The organism is Bacillus sp. LL01, from assembly GCF_001037965.1.
Genome location: NZ_LFEL01000001.1, coordinates 1,234,952 through 1,257,563, shown reverse-complemented (window position 1 = coordinate 1,257,563; position 22,612 = coordinate 1,234,952). Strand labels below are relative to the sequence as shown.

General features: G+C 40.6%; 19 protein-coding genes, 4 tRNA genes and 1 pseudogene. 23 read left to right on the top strand and 1 reads right to left on the bottom strand.

Annotated features, from left to right (window positions below):
* The first annotated feature begins 299 nt into the window (after nt 1-299).
* From AB685_RS06350 to AB685_RS06265, 19 genes are all read left to right on the top strand, one after another.
* A complete protein-coding gene (locus tag AB685_RS06350; protein ID WP_047969621.1) occupies nt 300-1,238 on the top strand; it encodes a YybS family protein in 939 nt (312 codons plus the stop codon).
* A gap of 41 nt (nt 1,239-1,279) precedes the next feature.
* Nucleotides 1,280-3,250 carry a DHH family phosphoesterase gene (locus AB685_RS06345; protein WP_047969620.1) on the top strand — a complete coding sequence of 657 codons (1,971 nt, stop codon included), beginning with the start codon at nt 1,280-1,282 and terminating at the stop codon, nt 3,248-3,250.
* Nucleotides 3,247-3,696 (top strand): 50S ribosomal protein L9, encoded by a 450-nt coding sequence (gene rplI, locus AB685_RS06340; RefSeq protein ID WP_047969619.1) that lies wholly within the window; start codon nt 3,247-3,249, stop codon nt 3,694-3,696. The genes AB685_RS06345 and rplI overlap by 4 nt, the downstream gene beginning before the upstream one ends.
* An 84-nt stretch (nt 3,697-3,780) precedes the next feature.
* On the top strand, nt 3,781-5,148 hold the full coding sequence (dnaB, locus tag AB685_RS06335; RefSeq protein WP_047969618.1) for a replicative DNA helicase: 1,368 nt from the start codon (nt 3,781-3,783) through the stop codon (nt 5,146-5,148).
* Between the two features lie 338 nt (nt 5,149-5,486).
* Nucleotides 5,487-6,776, top strand: coding sequence for an adenylosuccinate synthase (locus tag AB685_RS06330; protein ID WP_047969617.1), 1,290 nt, complete (start codon nt 5,487-5,489; stop codon nt 6,774-6,776).
* A 348-nt stretch (nt 6,777-7,124) separates the two neighbouring features.
* A tRNA-Lys gene (locus tag AB685_RS06325) sits at nt 7,125-7,200 on the top strand.
* A 5-nt stretch (nt 7,201-7,205) separates the two neighbouring features.
* Nucleotides 7,206-7,280 (top strand) — tRNA-Glu (locus tag AB685_RS06320).
* A 15-nt stretch (nt 7,281-7,295) separates the two neighbouring features.
* A tRNA-Asp gene (locus tag AB685_RS06315) sits at nt 7,296-7,371 on the top strand.
* 178 nt (nt 7,372-7,549) lie between these two features.
* A tRNA-Phe gene (locus tag AB685_RS06310) sits at nt 7,550-7,622 on the top strand.
* 427 nt (nt 7,623-8,049) lie between these two features.
* Entirely contained in the window at nt 8,050-9,552 is a 1,503-nt protein-coding gene (locus tag AB685_RS06305; protein ID WP_047969616.1) for a peptidoglycan DD-metalloendopeptidase family protein, read from the top strand.
* A 285-nt stretch (nt 9,553-9,837) separates the two neighbouring features.
* Nucleotides 9,838-10,539 carry a response regulator YycF gene (yycF, locus tag AB685_RS06300; protein ID WP_047969615.1) on the top strand — a complete coding sequence of 234 codons (702 nt, stop codon included), beginning with the start codon at nt 9,838-9,840 and terminating at the stop codon, nt 10,537-10,539.
* A gap of 5 nt (nt 10,540-10,544) precedes the next feature.
* Nucleotides 10,545-12,380, top strand: a complete 1,836-nt coding sequence (gene walK / locus AB685_RS06295; RefSeq protein WP_047969614.1) for a cell wall metabolism sensor histidine kinase WalK — start codon at nt 10,545-10,547, stop codon at nt 12,378-12,380.
* Nucleotides 12,377-13,714 (top strand): two-component system activity regulator YycH, encoded by a 1,338-nt coding sequence (gene yycH, locus AB685_RS06290; RefSeq protein WP_047969613.1) that lies wholly within the window; start codon nt 12,377-12,379, stop codon nt 13,712-13,714. The genes walK and yycH overlap by 4 nt, the downstream gene beginning before the upstream one ends.
* 1 nt (nt 13,715) lies before the next feature.
* Nucleotides 13,716-14,507 carry a two-component system regulatory protein YycI gene (gene yycI / locus AB685_RS06285; RefSeq protein WP_047969612.1) on the top strand — a complete coding sequence of 264 codons (792 nt, stop codon included), beginning with the start codon at nt 13,716-13,718 and terminating at the stop codon, nt 14,505-14,507.
* Between the two features lie 6 nt (nt 14,508-14,513).
* Nucleotides 14,514-15,308, top strand: coding sequence for an MBL fold metallo-hydrolase (locus AB685_RS06280; RefSeq protein WP_047969611.1), 795 nt, complete (start codon nt 14,514-14,516; stop codon nt 15,306-15,308).
* A gap of 103 nt (nt 15,309-15,411) precedes the next feature.
* Nucleotides 15,412-16,665, top strand: a complete 1,254-nt coding sequence (locus tag AB685_RS06275; protein ID WP_047969610.1) for a S1C family serine protease — start codon at nt 15,412-15,414, stop codon at nt 16,663-16,665.
* Between the two features lie 53 nt (nt 16,666-16,718).
* On the top strand, nt 16,719-16,931 hold the full coding sequence (locus tag AB685_RS30175) for a CxxH/CxxC protein (protein WP_347230862.1): 213 nt from the start codon (nt 16,719-16,721) through the stop codon (nt 16,929-16,931).
* 82 nt (nt 16,932-17,013) lie between these two features.
* Nucleotides 17,014-17,493, top strand: a complete 480-nt coding sequence (rlmH, locus tag AB685_RS06270; RefSeq protein WP_047969609.1) for a 23S rRNA (pseudouridine(1915)-N(3))-methyltransferase RlmH — start codon at nt 17,014-17,016, stop codon at nt 17,491-17,493.
* A gap of 318 nt (nt 17,494-17,811) precedes the next feature.
* Nucleotides 17,812-19,344 (top strand): N-6 DNA methylase, encoded by a 1,533-nt coding sequence (locus tag AB685_RS06265; protein WP_047969608.1) that lies wholly within the window; start codon nt 17,812-17,814, stop codon nt 19,342-19,344.
* A 40-nt stretch (nt 19,345-19,384) separates the two neighbouring features.
* Here the strand turns inward: AB685_RS06265 and AB685_RS06260 are convergent, their stop codons facing one another.
* The gene (locus tag AB685_RS06260) at nt 19,385-20,122 is read right to left on the bottom strand and encodes a hypothetical protein (RefSeq protein WP_047969607.1); all 738 of its coding nucleotides are present in this window, start codon (nt 20,120-20,122) and stop codon (nt 19,385-19,387) included.
* Between the two features lie 400 nt (nt 20,123-20,522).
* On the opposite strand from AB685_RS06260, the gene AB685_RS06255 reads away from it, so the two are divergent.
* The 4 genes and pseudogenes from AB685_RS06255 (at nt 20,523) to AB685_RS06245 (ending at nt 22,573) form a co-directional block, all read left to right on the top strand.
* Nucleotides 20,523-21,017: a peptide-methionine (S)-S-oxide reductase gene (locus AB685_RS06255; protein WP_047969606.1), complete on the top strand. Its 495-nt coding sequence runs from the start codon at nt 20,523-20,525 to the stop codon at nt 21,015-21,017.
* Nucleotides 21,010-21,165 (top strand): annotated as a pseudogene (locus AB685_RS30170) (dihydrofolate reductase family protein); the annotation flags it as partial. The gene AB685_RS06255 and the pseudogene AB685_RS30170, both read left to right, overlap by 8 nt.
* Before the next feature lie 189 nt (nt 21,166-21,354).
* Nucleotides 21,355-21,636, top strand: a complete 282-nt coding sequence (locus AB685_RS06250; protein WP_047969605.1) for a DUF1232 domain-containing protein — start codon at nt 21,355-21,357, stop codon at nt 21,634-21,636.
* A gap of 22 nt (nt 21,637-21,658) precedes the next feature.
* Nucleotides 21,659-22,573 (top strand): EamA family transporter, encoded by a 915-nt coding sequence (locus AB685_RS06245; RefSeq protein ID WP_047969604.1) that lies wholly within the window; start codon nt 21,659-21,661, stop codon nt 22,571-22,573.
* Nucleotides 22,574-22,612: the final 39 nt, after the last annotated feature.

Here is a 22,612-nt window from a genome sequence, read left to right as displayed (position 1 = left end):
TAATGAAAATGATTGTCAGGTTAAATAATCCCAAGCTGGAGAACGAATTTCCCCTGTAGATTGAAGTGCAAGGTGAGAGACTCCAGCGGGAGGAAACGGTAGACATGAGACCCCACAACGAAGTGAGGAGGCTCCCGCGGAAAGCGAACACCTGGAACGAAAATCAACAGGGAGTTAAACGAATCCTTCAAACTCTTTTGGGATGACATTTTCATAACATACATAACATTTGATTGTTATAGAATCTTAAGGATAAACTATACATATTGTGTAACTAAGTGTTCTTGGAGGTTTATACAGTGAAGGAAACGAAACATATTACAGAAGGAGCCACACTCCTTGGCATCTATGCCCTGCTGCTCCTCATAACGCTCTATGTTCCCTTTTTAGGCATGATTACCATACTAGCCATGGTTGTCCCATTTGTCGTTTTCACAGCTAGAAACGGCTGGAAATCAGGGATATGGCTTATCGTAATTGCCGGTCTGTTAAGCGTTCTTCTCGGATCGCCATTGGCACTGGTGTTGAGTATTCCAGCAAGTACGGTTGGTGTGGTGATGGGCCACCTTATCGGAAATAAAGCCAACCGCTATGCCATTTTGGGAGCTGCAACAGGTGTATATTTAATCAATTATATATTGGCATATATTGTCGCAATCGTTCTATTCAACATTGATTTCATGGAAGTACTCCAAGGGATGATCAGAGAGTCGATGCAGGCATCAGAGTCCATCGCCACCTCTCTTGGTCAGGAGAATGCAAAAGAAGGTCTGGAAAAGATGGAGGAGTATCTCGGATATTCCACCTATCTATTACCGACTTGGTTTGTCCTGACATCCTTTGTTCATGCCTTTTTCTCGCAACTCTTCACCGTCTTTATCCTGAAGAGATTGAAGATGCAAGTAAGTTCTTTTCCCCCATTCAGGGAATTGATGCTTCCTAAAAGCCTGCTATGGTACTACTTGATTGTTCTGGTATTGTCCCTTATGCAGCCGGAAGAGGGATCAACCTTATTCACGGCGGTCCTTAACCTTTCGTTCATCCTGATGCTTCTGATGACCATTCAGGGATTATCCTTCATCTTTTTCTTTTGTCATGTGAAAAAGATTTCAAAGGTCGTACCGATTACGATTCTAATTTTATCCTTCCTAATCCCACCTTTGGTCTATATAATAAGAATGATAGGAATAGTAGACATCGGCTTTCAATTAAGAGATAGAATACAGGGTAAAAAATAGGAAAATAATTAGCTAAACTATTAATTAGGAGCTGAACATACATGCCTAATTATTTTGAAAAACTGAATTTGCGTTATCCCGTTTATTTACTTTTTGTAATAGCAATGATTCAACTTGGGATAATCGTGTTTTTCCAATGGCAAATAGGGATAGTCAGCTTTCTGCTCCTAGGCTTGGTTGTATATCTTTACATCAAAGTGGAACAAAAGGCTAAAAAAGAAATGGAAACGTATATTTCCACTCTTTCCTACCGGTTGAAAAAGGTAGGGGAAGAAGCGTTAATGGAAATGCCAATCGGAATAATGCTCTATAATGACGATTACCAAATCGAATGGACCAACCCCTTTCTTGCCTCTTGTTTTCATGAGGAAACATTGGTCGGAAGGTCGTTATATGATGTCGGAGAAAACTTGATACCACTTCTGAAGCAGGATATCGAGACCGAAACCATTCCCTTACATGATCGGAAATACAAAGTGGTAATCAAAAAAGCAGAACGGCTCATCTACTTTTTTGATATTACGGAACAGACTCATATTGAAAAATTATATGAAGATGAACGGACAGTGCTCGGCATCATCTTCCTAGATAACTATGATGAAGTGACACAGGGAATGGATGATCAAACGAAAAGTGCGATTAATAGCCAAGTGACGTCCATTATTAATAAATGGTCTATGGAAAACGGTGTATTCCTGAAAAGAACGTCCATGGAACGTTTTATTGTAGTGTTAAATGAACATATTCTCGTCCAGTTGGAAAAAAACAAGTTCTCTATCCTTGATGAGGTGCGTGAGCAGACCGCCAAACAAAGTATGCCTCTGACTCTGAGTGTCGGTATAGGTACGGGTGTCCCTTCATTACCAGAACTTGGACACCTTGCCCAGTCAAGTCTCGACCTTGCATTGGGGCGTGGAGGAGACCAGGTGGCAATCAAACAAACAAACGGGAAGGTCCGCTTCTATGGAGGAAAAACAAATCCGATGGAAAAACGGACCCGGGTGAGAGCGCGAGTCATCTCCCATGCATTGAAAGAACTGATTCATGAAAGTGATAAAGTGATTATCATGGGCCATCGCTATCCGGATATGGACGCACTCGGAGCGGCTATTGGTATTGCCAAAGTGGCGGAATTAAACCATAAGGAAGCTTATATTGTTTTAAATCAGCAGGAAATGGATGCTGGCATTCATCGTCTACTGGAGGAACTGAAAACCCATAGTGAGCTATGGGAAAAATTCATTTCACCTGAAGATGCCCACGAGATATCCACCAATGATACTCTACTCGTTGTGGTAGACACACATAAGCCTTCCCTTGTAATCGAGGAAAAGCTGTTGAATAAAATCGATAATGTGGTGGTCATTGATCATCACAGGCGTGGAGAGGACTTCATCGAGGATCCGTTGCTCGTCTATATGGAGCCTTATGCTTCCTCCACGGCAGAGCTTGTTACAGAACTCTTACAGTACCAGCCGAAAAGGATCAAAATCACAATGCTTGAAGCGACTGCCTTGTTAGCTGGTATAATAGTAGATACGAAAAGCTTCACGGTCCGAACCGGTTCCCGTACATTTGATGCAGCTTCTTACTTGCGTTCTCAAGGTGCGGACACCATTCTGGTACAAAAGCTGCTAAAAGAAAACCTGGACCGCTTCGTAAAACGTGCCAAACTGATCGAGAGCGCATATCTGCATCAAGAAGGCATCGTCATTGCAAAAGGAAACCCAGAAGAGTCCTTTGATCAGGTAATGATTGCTCAGGCAGCAGACACTCTGCTTGCAATGAGTGATATTAATACATCCTTTGTCATTGGCTATCGAACCGGCGAACAGGTTAGTATCAGTGCGAGATCGCTTGGTGATATAAACGTTCAGGTTGTGATGGAAAACCTTGGCGGCGGCGGTCACCTCACCAATGCAGCGACACAGATGAACACGACGATTGATGAAGCGGAAGCACAACTGAAACAAGCCATAAACGAATACTTAGAAGGAGGTTCCAAGGAATGAGGGTAATATTTTTAAAAGATGTAAAAGGAAAAGGTAAAAAAGGCGAAGTGAAAAACGTAGCAGACGGCTATGCCCATAATTTTCTACTAAAACAAGGGTTGGCGATGGAGGCTTCAAATGGTAACCTTAAATCATTGGAAGCTCAAAAAAATAAAGAAGCTAAAGAAGTGGAACAGGAGCTTGAAAACGCAAAAGAATTAAAAGCGACGTTGGAAAAGCTGACGCTTGAGTTCCAGACCAAAGCAGGTGAAGGTGGCCGACTATTCGGTTCCATCACAACCAAACAAGTTGCAGAAGAGCTTCAAAAGAAGCATAAAATAAAGATTGATAAGCGCAAAATGGAGCTAAACGATGCCATTCGTGCTTTAGGATATACAAATGTGCCAGTGAAGCTGCACACAGACGTTACAGCAACCCTGAAGGTGCATGTAACAGAACAGAAGTAAGAAGATGCTCGGCTATTGCCGAGTTTTCTTTATGAATGTCGGGACTAACAAATCGGCTTTGCTTTCTGGGGAGGAGGAACAGGGATGAGTGATATTTTTGAAAATAGAATTCCACCACAAAATATAGAAGCGGAACAGGCGGTCATTGGGGCAATTTTCTTGGAGCCATCCTCCTTGACATTGGCATCTGAGCTTGTGATGCCTGATGACTTTTACCGTGCTTCGCATCAAAAGATATATGACTGCATGCTGAACCTTTCCGATCGGGGAGAGCCGGTTGATTTGGTCACTGTCACATCGGAGCTTGCAAACCTGAAACTCTTGGAAGAGGTAGGCGGGGTTTCCTATTTAAGTGATATAGCAGGATCCGTGCCTACTGCAGCCAACATTGAGTATTACGCGAAGATTGTGGAAGAGAAATCCATTCTGCGCCGTCTCATCCGTACCGCAACCAATATTGCCCAAGAAGGATACAGCCGGGAAGATGAAGTTGCTGGTTTATTGAACGAAGCGGAAAAACAGATCTTGGAAGTGTCACAGCGAAAAAATTCCGGTGTGTTTCAAAATATCAAAGATGTACTTGTTAAAACCTATGACAATATCGAAACGCTTCATAACCGTAAAGGGGAAGTGACCGGTATTGAAACAGGCTTTACAGAGCTTGATAAAATGACGGCAGGATTCCAGCGAAACGACTTGATTATCATTGCTGCGCGTCCTTCTGTTGGTAAAACGGCATTCGCGCTGAATATCGCTCAAAATGTCGCAACAAAGGCCCGTGAGAACGTAGCCATTTTCAGTCTGGAGATGGGTGCCGAGCAGCTTGTAATGAGGATGCTCTGTGCTGAGGGTAATATCAATGCGCAAAACTTGAGGACAGGCCAATTGACGGCAGAAGATTGGAGCAAGCTGACCATGGCGATGGGAAGTCTGTCCAATGCGGGAATTTACATTGACGACACCCCGGGTATCCGCGTCAGTGAAATTCGTTCCAAGTGCCGCCGTCTGAGACAGGAAAGCGGTCTTGGCATGATTCTGATTGATTACCTTCAATTGATACAAGGTAGTGGACGTGGAGGCGGAGAAAACCGTCAGCAGGAAGTTTCTGAAATCTCTCGTTCCTTAAAAGCATTGGCAAGGGAACTCGAAGTCCCTGTTATCGCCTTGTCCCAGCTTTCCCGTGGTGTGGAACAGCGTCAAGACAAGCGACCGATGATGTCTGATATTCGTGAATCCGGAAGTATTGAGCAAGATGCCGATATTGTTGGTTTCTTATATCGTGATGACTATTACGACAAAGAAAGTGAAAACAAGAATATCATCGAGATTATCCTGGCCAAACAGCGTAACGGTCCTGTTGGAACGGTCTCCTTGGCTTTCGTAAAAGAATATAATAAATTTGTTAACTTGGAGCGGCGATTTGATGATGAATCCGTCCCTTCAGGGGCATAATAAAAGGCATCTACGTCATGTAGGTGCCTTAGTTTATCTTACAAAGCTTTTTTTCTTTAATATGCAATCACCATGTTGATCGCAGTGGAAGGCGCGAAGACTCCCGGACCGCCCACTGGAAAGCGAAGTGCCTGGAACGGAGATCAACAGCTAAGTGCAATATATAAGATAAATTAGGTTTTGGGATAGGATATTAGTCTTAATTACGAACAAATAGGTTTTGAGATTAAATAATTGTTCGTGTTTTGGTTGACTTTCTCATAGTCAGCTGATAAACTTACTTTGGTTGAAAAATGAATTCAAAAAAAGTTTACATATTTAGTGGAGGTGTACGCTCTATGGCATCAGTAGTCGTAGTAGGAACACAATGGGGAGACGAAGGAAAAGGGAAAATTACCGATTTTCTTTCTGAGAATGCAGAGCTTATTGCGCGTTACCAAGGTGGTAACAACGCAGGACACACAATAAAATTTAACGGCGAAACATATAAATTACACTTAATACCTTCTGGAATTTTTTATAACGACAAGACTTGTGTTATTGGTAACGGAATGGTTGTAGATCCTAAAGCATTAATCAAAGAATTGAAATATTTACATGACCGCGGTGTGAGCACAGATAATCTCCGCATTTCAGACCGTGCTCATGTCATCCTTCCTTATCACTTGAAGTTGGATGAAGTGGAAGAAGAGCGCAAAGGTGCCAACAAGATTGGTACAACCAAAAAAGGAATCGGACCAGCTTACATGGACAAAGCAGCTCGCGTTGGAATCCGTATTGCCGACTTGCTTGACCGTGAACTTTTCGAAGCAAAGCTTGCCCATAATTTAGCGGAAAAGAATCGTTTGCTAGAAAGAATGTACGAAACAGAAGGCTTCAAATTAGAAGATATTCTTGATGAGTACTACGAGTACGGGCAACAATTTGCGAAGTACGTAACAGATACATCTGTTGTATTAAATGATGCACTTGACGATGGACGCCGTATACTTTTTGAAGGTGCACAAGGGGTTATGCTTGATATCGACCAAGGTACGTATCCATTCGTAACATCTTCCAATCCTGTAGCTGGTGGTGTTACAATCGGCTCTGGAGTTGGTCCATCGAAAATTGACCACGTGGTAGGTGTTGCTAAAGCATACACTACTCGTGTTGGGGACGGACCATTCCCGACAGAACTGGATAACGAAATCGGCCACCAGATTCGCGAAGTGGGAAGAGAGTACGGAACCACTACAGGTCGTCCACGCCGTGTCGGCTGGTTTGACAGCGTAGTAGTTCGACATGCTCGCCGAGTAAGTGGAATGACAGACCTATCCCTAAACTCCATCGATGTATTAACAGGGATTGAAAAGTTGAAAATCTGTGTTGCATACAAATACAAAGGTGAAGTAATGGAAGCATTTCCTGCAAGCCTTAAGGTGCTGGCTGAATGTGAGCCGGTATATGAAGAAATGCCAGGCTGGACAGAAGACATCACAGGCGTGAAGAACTTAAGTGAGTTGCCGGAAAATGCTCGCCACTATATCGAGCGCGTATCTCAGCTTACAGGAATTCCATTGTCTATCTTCTCTGTAGGGCCAGATCGCTCTCAGACGAACGTGGTACGCAGTGTGTATGCTAAATAAATAAGGGACGGTTCTTGCGCTTCCGAAGCGCAAGAACCGTCCCCTCATTTTTTCTCGAAAAAGTTGTTGCCAGGATTATAAATAGTATGCTATTATTAAAAACGTCGTCAAAAGAGATTCAGAGATACGTATGGAAATTATTCTTATCGACAACAAACAATCCTTATGTGCCATTAGCTCAGTCGGTAGAGCACGTTGGAATTAGCTGCGAAGCGAAACTTCAGCGCACTCGTTGATTACACTTCTTGATTAAGCTAGTAGAAACGAGGGCGTCGACAGAATATGCTTCCTCGAATCTAATATTAATGCAAAGTAGTATTAAAAATTACAATTAATATCTTTAATTATGTGCCATTAGCTCAGTCGGTAGAGCATCTGACTTTTAATCAGAGGGTCGAAGGTTCGAGTCCTTCATGGCACACCATTTTAGGCCCATTGGTCAAGCGGTTAAGACACCGCCCTTTCACGGCGGTAACACGGGTTCGAATCCCGTATGGGTCACCATATTCTTTAGTCTTAGGTCCCGTGGTGTAGCGGTTAACATGCCTGCCTGTCACGCAGGAGATCGCCGGTTCGATCCCGGTCGGGACCGCCATTTTACATATTTATAGCTCTTAAAAGAATCACAACTAAAAATACGGCTCGGTAGCTCAGTTGGTAGAGCACGATCGAATAAGCTTCGAAGCTTGACTACAGCGCACAAATTTTTGAACTTTAAAATTTGGGTGATGTTGCGAAGTGTTCTTGAAATTGTGAATGATAACTAAAAATACGGCTCGGTAGCTCAGTTGGTAGAGCAATGGACTGAAAATCCATGTGTCGGCGGTTCGATTCCGTCCCGAGCCATCCCAAAACAGCACGTTCATCTTTTGATGAACGTGCTGTTTTTTTAATATATATATGATGTTTATCTCAGTCTCCGTGAAAATATTTGCGGATTCGATAGAAAATGAGCAGATCCGCTGTTATTATCCTGTAACAATCAAGGATAAATTCTCCTCTACTTCCAGACTGTAAGTAGAAACTATGAAAAAATACCCACATTTTATTCCTGAATAAGGGAAAAACCCTATTAATCGCCTAATTATGACAAGAATAATACAGTTTCATTACATCTTTTGTTCTAGTATTCTATTGTTTCATAGACATATGGTATGGTAAAGTAGTCGAAAATTTTAAATGGGTATCAATAGTCCTAATCTAGGAACCCAGTGAATCTAAATAAATCTGTTTATTGAAGAACGGGGAAAGAAATCAGGGGGAAATAAAGACCATGATGAACCGATTAAAACGTATATATAGTACATACACCAAAAAACAAAATAGTAAACATACATCCCAGAAAAATCGTCTATCCACTTTCACTAAAAGGGTAATGGTAACTACAGTCGCTGCTTCTACAATTACAGTAGGTGCTGTAGCCGTACACGCAAGTGAGAACTCCCTTCTTGGAACCATTTATCATGTGTACCTGAACGGGGAACGTGTTGGTGCAGTGGATGATAAAGAAGCTTTGGACAATGCTGTAAATACCAAGATAGAGTCTGTTCAGAAACAATACAAAGACTTGGAGCTTTCCGTTGATAACCAAGTGTCTGTTGTTCCTGAAAAGGTATTTCGACCATCAGCACAGAATGAAGAGACGATAGATGCCGTCCTCGAGCAGGTAGAAGTAAAAGCAAGTGCTTCCGCATTATCCATTGATGGGAAGGAAGTAGTACTTCTTAAAGACGAGGAAGAAGCGGAAAAAGTGATTGAGCTTCTTAAATTGGATTATGTTTCCGAGAAAGATTTAAAAGCTCTGGAACAAAAACAAAAAGATGAAGACTCCGAGAAGAAGCTTCCGGAATTGAAAGAAAATGAATCTCGTGTATTAGACGTGTCCATTTCGGAAAAAGTTTCATTCTCTACTAAAAATGTGGATCCAAAAAGTGTGGCTTCCGTTAAAGAAGCACTTACATTGATTAAAAAGGGAACAAAAGAAGCGAAGAAATATGAAGTTCAAGCAGGAGATTCTTTAGGGGATATCGCTGAAAAGCATGATCTGTCTTCAGAAGAGTTATTGCAATTGAATCCTGACATTGAGATGAGCACATTGCTTGCGGTCGGGAAAACATTGAATGTTTCGGCTAAAAAGCCATACTTGAAAATAGTAGTCAAAGAAGAAGTTTCCAAAAATGAAGAAGTCCCTTACGAGCAGGAAGTGGTGGAAGACAAAGAACTTCCTAAGGGAGAAACGAAAGTGAAGCAACAAGGGGAAAACGGAGAGAAAAATGTCCGTACCATTACCACCAAAGAAAACGGCATTACGATGAAAACAGAAGTAACGCATGAAGAAACACTGAAAGAACCTGTTAAACACATCGTTGTAAAGGGTACAAAGGTTATCCCTTCCCGTGGAAGCGGCTCTCTCGCATGGCCGGCAGTTGGTGGATATATTTCAAGTAAGATGGGACACCGCTGGGGCAAAATGCATAAAGGGATAGATATCGCCCGTCCAAGTGATAGAACCATCAAAGCTGCCGATAACGGCGTAGTTGAATCAGCTGGCTGGGACGGCGGATATGGGAACAAGATTGTAATCAACCACCAGAACGGAATGAAAACAACTTATGCTCATCTTGATTCCATGAGTGTTTCAGTGGGAGAAACCGTGTCACGCGGGTCTAAGATCGGTGTTATGGGAACTACTGGTCAATCTACAGGCATCCATTTACACTTTGAGGTGCACCAAGATGGAAAACTGAAAGATCCAATGCAGTATTTAAGCAACTAAACACTCACAAGAAACCTCTAGCAACCAGGCCGTTAGCTAGAGGTTTTTATATTCCAAGATTCATCTAAAAGCTTGTATGTAATACAAAAGTCCCCCTGTAGATTGCAGCTAACACCTGAAACGGAAATCTACAGGAGTTAAACTGACGCCAAATCTATTTTAAGGTTAAAGAGCGTTCTCTTAATAGATGCTTTACCCGGCTGTACATGGTAAAGTAAATAGTATAATGCTTTCGTATATACTAAATGATATGAATAGATAGATGTTGAGAAGGAGCGAGATCAGATGGAAAAGAAAATATTAGTGGTAGACGACGAGAAACCAATTGCAGATATATTGAAATTCAACCTTCAAAAAGAGGGCTATGATGTTTATTGCGCCTATGATGGTGAAGAAGCTGTCAATAAAGTGGAGGAAGTACGTCCGGATCTAATCCTTCTGGATATCATGCTGCCGCAAAGAGATGGTATGGAAGTCTGTCGTGAAGTCCGTAAAAAATATGAGATGCCAATTATTATGCTTACAGCAAAGGATTCAGAAATAGATAAGGTGCTCGGCCTAGAGCTTGGTGCCGATGACTATGTAACGAAGCCGTTCAGTACCCGTGAATTGATTGCACGTGTGAAGGCAAACTTACGCCGCCATCAGCAAAAAGCTGCAGACACGGAAGAACCGACGGAAATCGCAATCGGCTCCCTTATTATACATCCTGATGCGTATATGGTTACCAAACGCGGAGATATGATTGAACTGACTCACCGTGAGTTTGAATTGCTGCATTATCTTGCTAAACATATTGGACAAGTTATGACTCGTGAGCACCTCCTGCAGACGGTATGGGGTTATGATTATTTTGGAGATGTACGAACCGTGGACGTGACGGTACGTCGCCTCCGTGAAAAAATTGAAGATAATCCGAGTCATCCGACATGGATTGTTACAAGAAGAGGAGTTGGCTATTACCTGCGACAAACCGAGCAGGAATAATATACATGAAAAAGGTAGGTTTTTTTCGATCCATTCATCTTAAGTTTGTGGTGATCTATGTATTACTGATATTAATCGCTATGCAGATTATCGGGGTTTATTTTGTCAGTAAACTAGAAAATCAACTCGTCAATAATTTCAACAATTCTCTTCATGAGCGAATTAATCTTTTGGCATACAGTATCGAGCAAGAAATAAAAAAACAGCGGGATGATACGACTCCGAAAATTGAGGACGACATCCGTACAGTGCTTCAAGATGTGAAAATGGAAGACATCGCTGAAATCCGTATCATGAATGGCAATAGCAGAGTCCTTGGCACTTCCAACCCATATAATCAGACAAGCGTCGGAAAAAGAACGACGGAACTATTGGTGAAAAGGGCGTTGGTAACCGGAAAGCTCTCGGAAAAAGATGCGATTGACCCAAGGACATTGAACAGGGTAAGGCTGATTGCAGCCCCTGTCAAATCGAACAACCAGGAAATCATTGGTGCCATATATCTGGAAGCATCCATGGAAAACGTTTATGAACAAATGAGGCAAATAAATGGCATATTTGCAACAGGAACGACCATAGCCTTGGCTTTTACTGCAATTCTTGGTGTTCTACTTGCCCAAACCATTACGAGACCGATGTCTGATATGCGAAAACAGGCTTTGGAAATGGCAAGAGGTAACTTTTCGAGGAAGGTTAACATATATGGTAATGATGAAATTGGGCAGTTGGCTCTCTCCTTCAATAACCTGACGAAAAAACTGCAAGAAGCACAGGCGACGACTGAAGGGGAACGGAGAAAACTGAGCTCTGTATTATCTCATATGACAGACGGTGTCATTGCGACGGATAGAAAGGGAAGGGTCATCCTGATCAACGAACCAGCCCTTGGGATGTTAGACGTTTCACGTGAAACAGTGATAAACAAATCCATCGTGGAAGTGCTGGGAATTGAAGAGACTCACACATTCGACCTTCTGATTTCAGAACAGCAATCGTTAATACTTGATTTCAGTACCAATAAGAAACCATATATACTTCGTGCCAGCAATTCCATCATCCAGAAAGAGACTGGTTTTATCAACGGTTTGATAACGGTTCTGCATGATATTACCGAACAGGAGAAAATTGATCAGGAAAGACGGGAGTTTGTGGCCAACGTATCCCATGAATTGAGAACACCGCTGACCACGATGCGAAGTTACTTGGAAGCCTTGGCGGATGGAGCCTGGAAGGATGATGACATCGCACCTAGATTTTTGGATGTCACACAAACGGAAACAGAAAGAATGATCCGTCTAGTCAATGATCTATTGCAGCTCACTAAAATGGATTCAAGGGATTATCATTTCTATAAAAAACAGATAGATTTTGTCGAGTTTTTCAACCGTGTTATAGACCGTTTTGAATTATCGAAATCACAGAAGGTGGCCTTTATTCGGAATCTTCCGAGCCAGGAAGTACTGGTTTCTTTAGATACAGATAAGATTACGCAGGTCTTGGATAATATCATTTCAAACGCCATGAAATATTCTCCAGAAGGTGGCACTATCACTTTCACGGTCAATATTGAAGAAGCGGCCAATCAAATATTGGTAAGTATCAGCGATCAGGGAGTAGGAATACCAAAAGCGGATATAAATAAAATCTTTGAACGCTTCTATCGGGTGGATAAAGCAAGAACAAGAATGCTTGGAGGGACAGGCTTAGGTTTGGCCATAGCCAAAGAAATGATACAAGCGCATGATGGTGATATCTGGGCCTCCAGTGAAGAAGGTAAGGGTACTATCATCTACTTCACACTGCCAATTTCCCAAGAAGAACAAGAGGATGACTGGTCATGAATTATGAAACTATAAAATCATTAATCTTAACTTTCCTTGTACTTTTGAGTTTAATTCTTACATGGAACCTCTGGACATATCAGCCTGATGATGAATTTATAAACAATGATCGGGTCATCAATGACGTCGAAATCCGTGAGAAGAAGGAGATTGATCAGATAGTTAAGCCTAGCCATCTGCTTTTTCACTTTGAAGACGTCCATCATGGCAAAGTGGATACAGATCGTTTTCTGGAAGAGTTCAAAAAATGGAGCCTTTCGGAAATCGAACCAGTGGAAAACATCAATGAGAAAACATTTGTTACTTTCATGCATGGAAACGGAAAAATGGAAGTGGTATTTCCTGAAGAAATCCCATTGCAGACTTTTCGATATTTGACGAGTTTTGATAGTGAAATTCCTAATTTTTCTATTAACCGAATAGTATTTGACTTTAAAGATGATTCTTTTGGCAATGAGCCAACAATATATCTGGTCAATTACGAGGAGAAAGAAGTTTATTCTGCTAGAGTGGGTAATTTGTCACTTAATCATTTGGAGCGTGCATTTTACCAAACTGCCAGAACGAATCCGCGTTACCTTTCCTTAAAAGCTGAGGAAGGCAGATATATATTTTTGCCTGCTCTGGATAGAAAAGAAGAACAGATACGAACTTACAACTATTTCACAGACCAGTTGAATCCTGAAGATTTCAAGGATGCACTATTCAGCGACCCAAGTATTGTGACAAAGGACCTGACAATGGATGCGGAAGTGTACCGGGATGACTCCAGGTTGATGCGGGTAACAAATCATGATTACAAGCTGCAATATGTAAACCCAGGGAACACCGGAAATGGGAATACTTTTGAATTCAACGTAATAGAACAGGGCATTGAGTTTATAAATGATCATAGTGGATGGACCGGACCAGTGGAAAGTTATCATTTGGACAAATGGAATAGGAGCACCTTGGAGGATTCGGTTACATTTCGCATGCATGTCGGTAATTATCCGGTATTCAATTTTAATTTTGATGCAGTTACAGAGATCTCACAATCCTGGCGGAATAACGAGCTGCGTGAATATGTACGGCCGACTTTTGAATTCGGTATAATAGTACCCGGATCCGTGCAGAAACAGCTTCCAACAGGTAATAGTGTCCTCAGAAAGCTTGAAAAGATGAATGTTGATTTAAGCAAAGTGACCGACATCAAAGTGGCATATGAATTAAAGCGCGTTTCCAATCAAAAAGGAATTATTATCATTGAACCAGTCTGGGTCTATCAGGAGAGCAATGCAATGTGGACCAAACTTACCTTCTCGGAAAAAGATAATTTGGAAGGAGGGATGTAAGATGGATTGGAGAAAGACAAAAACCATTTTCATCCTTACCTTCCTTGTTCTTAATATCTTCTTGAGTGCACAAATACTGGAGAAGAGAGAGCGTAGTCAATTGGAGCTACTTGCTGAAGCATCGACGGAAGAACAGTTTGAAGTGGATGAAATAACTTATGCAGATCTACCCAAAACACCTTCCAAAGAAAGTTATATAAGCGGAAACAGTTACGTCTTTACTGACGAAGATGTGGATACCTTGATGAAGAAGGATCAAGATGTGACCCGTGTTGACGAAACGACGATTAATGCCGAATGGAAAGAACCGATTCCGCTTCCTGAAACTAATATGACCACAAGACTGAATACGGTTTTCCAAGATCAGATTCTTTTTGCAGATCAGTATAAGTTTTGGGGATTTAGCCCAATCACTAATACATTGTATTTTTACCAGCAATATGATGGGAAGCATATTTACAGTAACTCGAGCGGTATGGTTATGGTCCAGCTGAATGAGTTGAATGAAATAGTTTCCTATGTACAGACGTATATTTCTGATCTTGAGGAAATGGACGTAGAGCAGGATGTCATCTCGGTTTTTAATGCTTTAGAGAATTTGTATAACAGCGGGGATCTACGGCCAAGAAGTCATGTCGGACATATGGAACTCGGATATTACACATTGTTGGATAATACGAACTCCCATGTTTTGATTCCGACTTGGCACATCGTCATTAACGATGAACAGGACTTTTTTGTTAACGCCTTTGAAGGGTCCATCATACTAAAAGACAAGCGAACATTGGAGTGAAGTGACATGAGCCTGCATTTTAGTGTGCTTGCAAGCGGCAGCACAGGAAATGCTATTTATGTCGCAACAGAGGAGCATTCTATATTAATTGATGCTGGTTTGAGCGGCAAAAAAATACAAGAACTTTTTACGAAGATAGATAAAAAAATAGAGGATCTATCAGGTATTTTAGTTACACATGAGCATAGTGATCATATCAAGGGGTTAGGAGTACTTGCTCGCAAGTACAAGCTCCCGATCTATGCTAATGAAAAGACATGGAAAGCGATGGACGGCCTTGTGGGAGTGATTCCGACCGAGCAGAAATTCACTTTCGAAATCGAACAGATAAAAACCTTCGGGGGTCTGGATATCCAGTCATTCGGCGTTTCCCATGATGCAGTGGAGCCGATGTTCTATTCTTTCCATAATGGAGACAAAAAAGTGGTAGTCATCACCGATACAGGCTATGTCAGTGACCGGATGAAAGGCATCATTTCTAATGCCGATGCCTATGTATTTGAAAGCAACCATGACGTGCAGATGCTGCAGATGGGACACTACCCATGGAGCATCAAACGAAGAATATTAAGCGATGTCGGCCATGTATCCAATGAGGATGCGGCCCTAGCCATGGCGGATGTCATGGGTGATAAAACGAAGCGTATTTATTTGGCGCATTTAAGTAAAGATAATAACATGAAAGATTTAGCGAGGATGTCTGTCCAGCAAACACTTGCCACACGTGGAGTCATTGTGGGAGAACAAGTGGAGCTGTATGACACAGACCCTAATAAACCAACCACGCTTGCTTTCGTGTAAAAGTCTTAGGCTTAAAGCGCCTTTCTTTTTGTCTTTTTTCTGGACTTTTACATGAATCGGCGGACATGACGTTGGTTTAGCTGTGAGAGAAAGGAAGGACAACATGGGATATTACGACAAACAAGATCAATCCAAACACCCTAAGCAAAAAGGAAACAGAGGAAAGTACTTTCTACCTGGAGCGGTGGCATTGGCACTTGGCGTTGTACTATTGGTAGTGGCATTCCCTGGGCTAACAGGACGAGTTATGCCTGATGTGAGTGAACAGCAGGCGGAAAAACAACGTGAGCAGCTGCCTGAACAACCTGAAACCGGTGGAACTGCGGCGGAGATCCGCAACGTCTCGGTCAATGTAACCTCTGGCGTCACAGAAGCGGTCGATAACGTCGCAGAAGCAGTCGTTGGGGTCATCAACCTGCAAAATGCCTCCTTCTGGAACGATACAGAAGCGGAAACGGATGAAGAAGGCGAAGCGGGGACAGGTTCTGGAGTCATCTATAAAAAAGAGAACGGAAAAGCATATGTAGTGACAAACTACCACGTCATCGAAGGGGCCACACAGCTGGAGTTAAGTCTGATTGATGGTACGAGGGTTTCGGCAGAAGTGCTTGGGGAAGATCCTCTGACTGACCTTGCTGTCCTCTCGATGGAGGATGAAATGGTGACAAAGGTTGCCGATTTCGGTAACTCAGACAGCGTCCGAACAGGGGAACCGGTTATCGCAATCGGGAATCCACTGGGTTTGCAGTTTTCAGGTTCCGTAACACAAGGGATCATTTCAGGGACTGACCGTAGCATACCAGTTGATGTAAACAGAGATGGCACACCAGACTGGCATGCAGATGTCATGCAGACAGACGCGGCCATCAACCCCGGAAACAGCGGAGGCGCCCTGATCAATATTCAAGGGAAGGTCATCGGCATCAACTCCATGAAAATTGCCCAATCTGCTGTAGAAGGGATCGGCTTGGCAATACCGGTCAATTCGGCCATACCGATTATTAATGACCTAGAGCAATACGGACAGGTGAAACGACCGTATTTTGGTGTAAGTATCGGATCTTTGTCAGATGTGTCCAGCTACCACTGGCAACAGACCTTGAAGCTTCCGAAAGAAGTAAGTGCTGGTGTCTATATTACTGGTGTTGCGCCTAACTCACCGGCTGCTAAAGCAGGATTGCAGGAATATGATGTGATCGTGGATCTTGACGGTGAACAGGTGCGTGATGTTATTGAGTTGCGTAAGCATCTTTACAATGAAAAACAGGTCGGCGATGATATGGCTGTTACGTTCTATCGAGGCAAGGAAGAGAAAACGACAACGGTCAATCTGACGGAAGATACGACAGGCGAATAGAGAAAAGGGGAGGGATAGCAGGACAAATCTCTCCTCTTTTTGTTTAATAACATGTGGATAAATGGTATTCTAATGAAGTTAAAGAAGGATGGGAAAGGATTGTGGATAAAATGAAATGCTGTTTGGAGCATATAGAATTAGCAATGGAAATGTACATAGATGAACACGAAGAAGCACCGATTCTGGAGATGCTACCGGAAGAGGAAAAGTTATCAACAACCTGTGAATTTTGTAAAGAATCTGCAATATATATTGTGGGGAACTGATATTCGCCCACTAAATGTGGATAGAAATTGTTGATATGTGGATAACTTCTGTGGATAAACTGTTTGCAAGGTGGTATGACGTGTGAATATCTCAATAATCACAATTGGTAAACTGAAAGAAAAATACCTGAAACAAGGAATAAACGAATATTTAAAGCGCTTAAGTGCCTACGCTAAAATAGACATCATCGAGCTTCCGGACGAAAAAGCACCCGAACAACTCAGCGATGCCGAAATGGAACAGGTAAAAAATAAAGAAGGCGAACGGATCCTCGGGAAAATTTCTGATGACACGCATGTAATTGCTTTGGCGATTGAAGGCAAGCAGCGTTCTTCTGAAGAGTTGGCTAAGGAAATGGACAAGCTTGCGACGTATGGGAAGAGTAAAGTGGCGTTTGTTATTGGGGGATCTCTTGGGTTGAGTGGTGCGGTAATGAAAAGGGCGAATGATACATTGTCTTTTTCCAAGATGACATTTCCGCATCAGTTGATGAAATTGATTTTGTTGGAGCAGGTTTATCGGGGATTTAGGATTAATCGGGGGGAACCGTATCATAAATAGAGAGGGTTTTTGTTATAGAATTACCATAAATAGTGCTTTGATGATGCTTTAAACTTATGATTAAATTATAAAGATGCAGAATGTCTGTGTCTTTATTACTTTATAATACTTTTATAATAGAACGAGTGTTCCTCTTAGTGTTATAATTATAATAAATATAAAAGGTAGTGGTTTTTGTGTTCGTTGAGTCTTGTATAAGGTTTATATTTATAAATTTATTTATTTCTCCACTATAGCTCAGGTTTGGCTTTTAAAATTTTGATGATATATAAATAGATAAGCGTTAGACGAAAATAATTTTAGTAGGAGGAGATTGAATTGGGTAGACACGCAAAAATTTTAGAAAAAGATAACATAGATAAACGAGAATTAGGTTATTACTATACCCCGAAATTCATCTCTAGTTATATTAGTAAACGCTTATTAATGATAAATCCAAATGGGAATAAGGTTTTAGACCCTTGTGTTGGACAAGAAGAGTTATTGGAGGAATTTTTTACTCAAGATAAAATAGTTGATGGCATCGATGTCTATAAATATAAAGAGGACTATAGGTGTAATTTTAGGCAGAAAAATTTTATTGAATATTATCGAGAAATCAAGGTGTTAGAAAATGAAGCTCAAATTACATTTGAGAATTTATGTGATTTTGACGATAATGAAAAAACAAGTAGATTGGACTACGATTATATTATTGCAAATCCGCCATATAACTGCCATGAGGTGAATTATATTAAGGATAACAAAAAAGAATTGCAAGAACTATTTGATGATGTTGGCGTCCATAATATGTATAGCATGTTTATTTCCGCAATAATTGATCTAGCAAAAGACGGAGCATTAATTGGGCTCATTACTTATGATTCATTCTTTACTTCAAAAGCACATACTGACCTTAGAAAGAAAATCTTAAATAACTGTGCAATCCATGAAGTTACCATGTGTTCAAATGATTTATTTCATTCTCAAGCTGCAGATGTAAGAACAAGTATCATAATATTACAAAAAGGAAAAAAGTATCAAGGAGATGTTTTTGTTAGTAATCGCCCCATTTCAAAAGAGGCATTTCAAGTTCAGCTGGAAAAACAAATAGAAGGTTTTAGCACAGGAACAAACAAACTCTATCACTTATCAAATGTAATTCTATCTAATCCAAAGGACAATAATGAGTTAATTATTGAATGTCCCGATGATATTAAATTACTTTTTATGAATGAAAGGTTAGGGGGAAAATTCAACTGTGTAACTGGAATATCCACAGGGAAAGATTTATTATATTTATCAAAAGTAAAAGTAGACCCTTTTATTATTCCGTTTTATAAAAATCCTGGTAAAAATAAATTCTTCACTGATAATAACTTATTTTTACACAAAGATTTCTTGAAATTTGATAGCGAAATAAAAAATTTCATGGTTAGGAACAAACATCTATTATACAAGCCAGGAATTACTTGTTCTTCGATGGGAGTAGAATTCACAGCTAGTAGACTCCCTGAAAACTCAACATTTGGAGTTAATGCTAATATTATTTGTGAAGACAAAGATGCTTGGTGGTTGTTAGCCTATTTAAACTCTGAATTAGTGACATATCTAGTAAGAGGAATTTTAAATAGGTCAAACATGATAACGTCGGGATATGTATCACGGATTCCATTAATCAATATAAGTGAACAAGAAAAAACTATACTGGGAGATCTCAGTAAAAAAGCATATGAGAAGGCTAAAAGGAAAGAACCATATGAAGAGATATCAGCAGAGATAAATACTTTAGTAAATAAAATAGCTGGAATAACTGATAAAACAATATCAAATATCAAATCCTTCACTTTAAATTTGATTAAGAACACCTAAAAAGAAACCCCAAAAGATATTTCTTTGGGGTTTACTAATACTAAATTTCCATCAAATCCTTTACTCTTACTCCTAATAAATCTGCGATTTCACTAATATCCTCCCCATTTGCAACTCTTTGGGTAATTGACTTTTTTATTTTTGTTCTGCCACCAAGCTTAGCAATTTTATTTTCTTTTTTTAGTATTTTTAGGAATTCTTCGTTAGTTCTATGGACCATTTCGTCAATATTTTTAAATTTAGCAGACTGAAGGTTTCCATTATTGCTTGGGTTGACATAAACATCTGGTATCCAAGCAGTTGGACAAACAATGCATTCTAAAAGTTCAACTTTCATATCGTCATTAAACTTGATTAAGAATGTTGCAACATATAAATTACATTCAGGATTATTTTCAATAAAACTAATTAAGCCATCCGCTTTTGAGACATCGTCTTTGTTTACTCGTCCACCTTGAACAGCAGATTTTATGTTAACAAAAGATTTAAAACCTGCTTCAAGTTCAAATTCAAAGTCGTAAACACCGACTTCTGAATCAGCAGGAATAACGGATTCGAGTCCATAATTACTACCGAACATCTCAAGGTTCTGACCGATAATCTCCTCTATTATTCTCCAAACTGTTCTTCCTTTTCCTGATTTCCTCCAGCCGTACGGCATTAGTTCAGGACTAGCGATTTGTATATGGCTAATCCTATCTTGAATAAGTGAATTTATGGTTTTTTCTAGAATTTCTCTTTCTTTAGCTATTCTTTCAATTTTTTCATTTCTAATCAAAATATCTCCCCCATATTCCCAAACTAATCGTATTATACCAACTATTTATTAGAAAGAGGAAAAATTTTGATTAGAAGGAAGAAGTTGATTTATAAATGTTAAAAGTGCTCTCTGCAGATAGGAAACCCCAATAAATACATCTATAATAAAATGTTAATGTTACATTTATGCTAAAGAGGATGGTGAAGATGGCCACGTTTTCTTTAAAGAAGATGCATAAGTTTTTTGGATAAGTAAAACGAAAATGATGCTGTCTACAGGATGGTGGATGTCGAGGATAAGTGAGGAGGCAGGCTTTGAATATTCTCCCTCATATAAAAGGTGGTTTGTCCTCATAGAATGATTTCCACCACAAAATTACAAATGCTAAAAAGAATATAGGGTCAAAGGGAGTGACAAAATGGAAGTAATATATTTTGCAGGTGGTTGTCTCTGGGGAGTACAAGCATTTTTAAAAACTTTACCTGGTGTAACGTTTACAGAAGCGGGAAGAGCTAATGGAACAAGTAATACACTTGAGGGTGAGTATGATGGCTATGCGGAATGTGTAAAAACAGAATTTGATCCGAAAGTTGTAACTGTAACGAGATTAATGGAATATTACTTTGAAATAATCGATCCGTATAGTTTGAATCAACAAGGAGCGGATGTTGGGGAGAAATACAGAACTGGAGTGTATAGTGTAGAAGGTAAACATTTGGAAGAGGCGAGGGCGTTTATTAGTAAGAGAAAAGATTCTAACCGTATAGTCGTTGAAGTATTACCTCTTATAAACTATGTGAGAAGTGCAGAAGAACATCAGGATAGGTTAGCTAGATGTCCAGATGATTATTGTCATATTCCTGAAGAGATATTAAATAAATATAAGAAGGGTCAAGGGGACACGACTCGTTGATGAATTCAGATTGTCTATTCATCCTGTTGTTCTAGGAGAAGGAAAACCATTGTTTGTTAATATAAGTAAAAGATTAAACTTAAAATTGGATCATACAAGAACGTTTTCTTCTGGCGTAGTACAATTAACTTACCATAGGAATGGTTAGGCATGGCCAAAGTGGCTCCATAAGAAAAAATTTCATTAATGCATAAAACAGCGGGGAATGTAAATTACCGCTGTTTTTCTTTTATCTATGAAGCTTGTTAAACTAAACTATATTGAATTATTTATGAGATAGGAAAGTTAAATATATAAAGCTATAATAAAGGTTAACAACGGAAAGGGGTGAAATAGCATGTGGAGGGTGTTAAGGCGTTTGAAGTTTGTTTTTACATTCTGGAAGTTCATTCCTTTCCTTATAGATTATTTTAGGTCAGGCGAAGTATCAGGGACAAAAAAGATAGTTGGAGTGGTGCTCCTGCTCGCTTATCTAATTTTTCCTTTTGACTTGATTCCGGACTATCTTTTATTTTTCGGTGTTTTGGATGACATAATGATTGTAACGTTTGTGCTGGAGCGAATGGTGAAGATGGCACCGGCTTCGTTAAAGAAGAAGCATAAGCTTTTGGATAAGTAAAAGTTTTAATGAGGTGAAGGTTTTGAACGGAAAAATAGCTCCATTTCTTATTGTAATAGCAGCTATACTGTGGGGTACCACCGGAACGGCGCAGACTTTTGCTCCTGCACCGGCACATCCAGTTGCCATTGGGGCAGCCCGTTTGGCAGTTGGAGGTCTTTTTTTATTGGCGCTTGTTTTTATGACCGGTGGGTTAAGCTTAAAGAGTTGGCCGCTCAAGGCAACGGTTTTAGCTGCTTTAAGCATGGCGTTGTTTCAACCATTGTTTTTCTCCGCCGTGACGGTAACAGGTGTAGCCATTGGAACGGTGGTTGCGATAGGTAGTGCGCCGATTATATCGGGATTCCTGGAATGGATTTTTCTTAAAAGGCGTCCGAGTAGAATTTGGTGGGGCTCGACTTTTCTGTCCATTTCGGGCTGTCTCATGCTCTTTCTAAATAAGGAATCTGTAGTGGTGGATCCTTTTGGAATATTGATGGCTTTAGGGGCAGGATTATCGTTTGCTGTTTATGCGATTGTCAGTCGAGATCTGGTAGGGAAATCTTCTCCGCTGGCTATTGTCGCGGTTGTGTTTACGCTCAGTGCTGTATTTTTAGCGCCATTTTTATTTGTATTTGATATGTCTTGGGTGGCGGATGTGCGCGGGTGGGGCATTACTCTTTATTTAGGGATTATGACGACAGGGGTAGCCTATATTCTATTTGCGCAAGGCCTCACCTATGTTTCCTCCTCTACTGCCGTTACCCTTGCTTTGGCAGAGCCGTTAACTGCGGCATTATTTGGGGTTTTCCTCTTAGGGGAAAATTTGAATCCTACTGCTTGGGCCGGAATGTTCCTTTTAATGCTGGGGATTGGATTGTTGATAGGGGCCTCCAGAGGCTCTGAGGGAAAAGATGAACATAGAGGGCGTAGAAAAAAGCCAGTAAATGTCCTGTAAATGAATCAGAGCGAATCGATGGACCTGAATTTTTTTGTA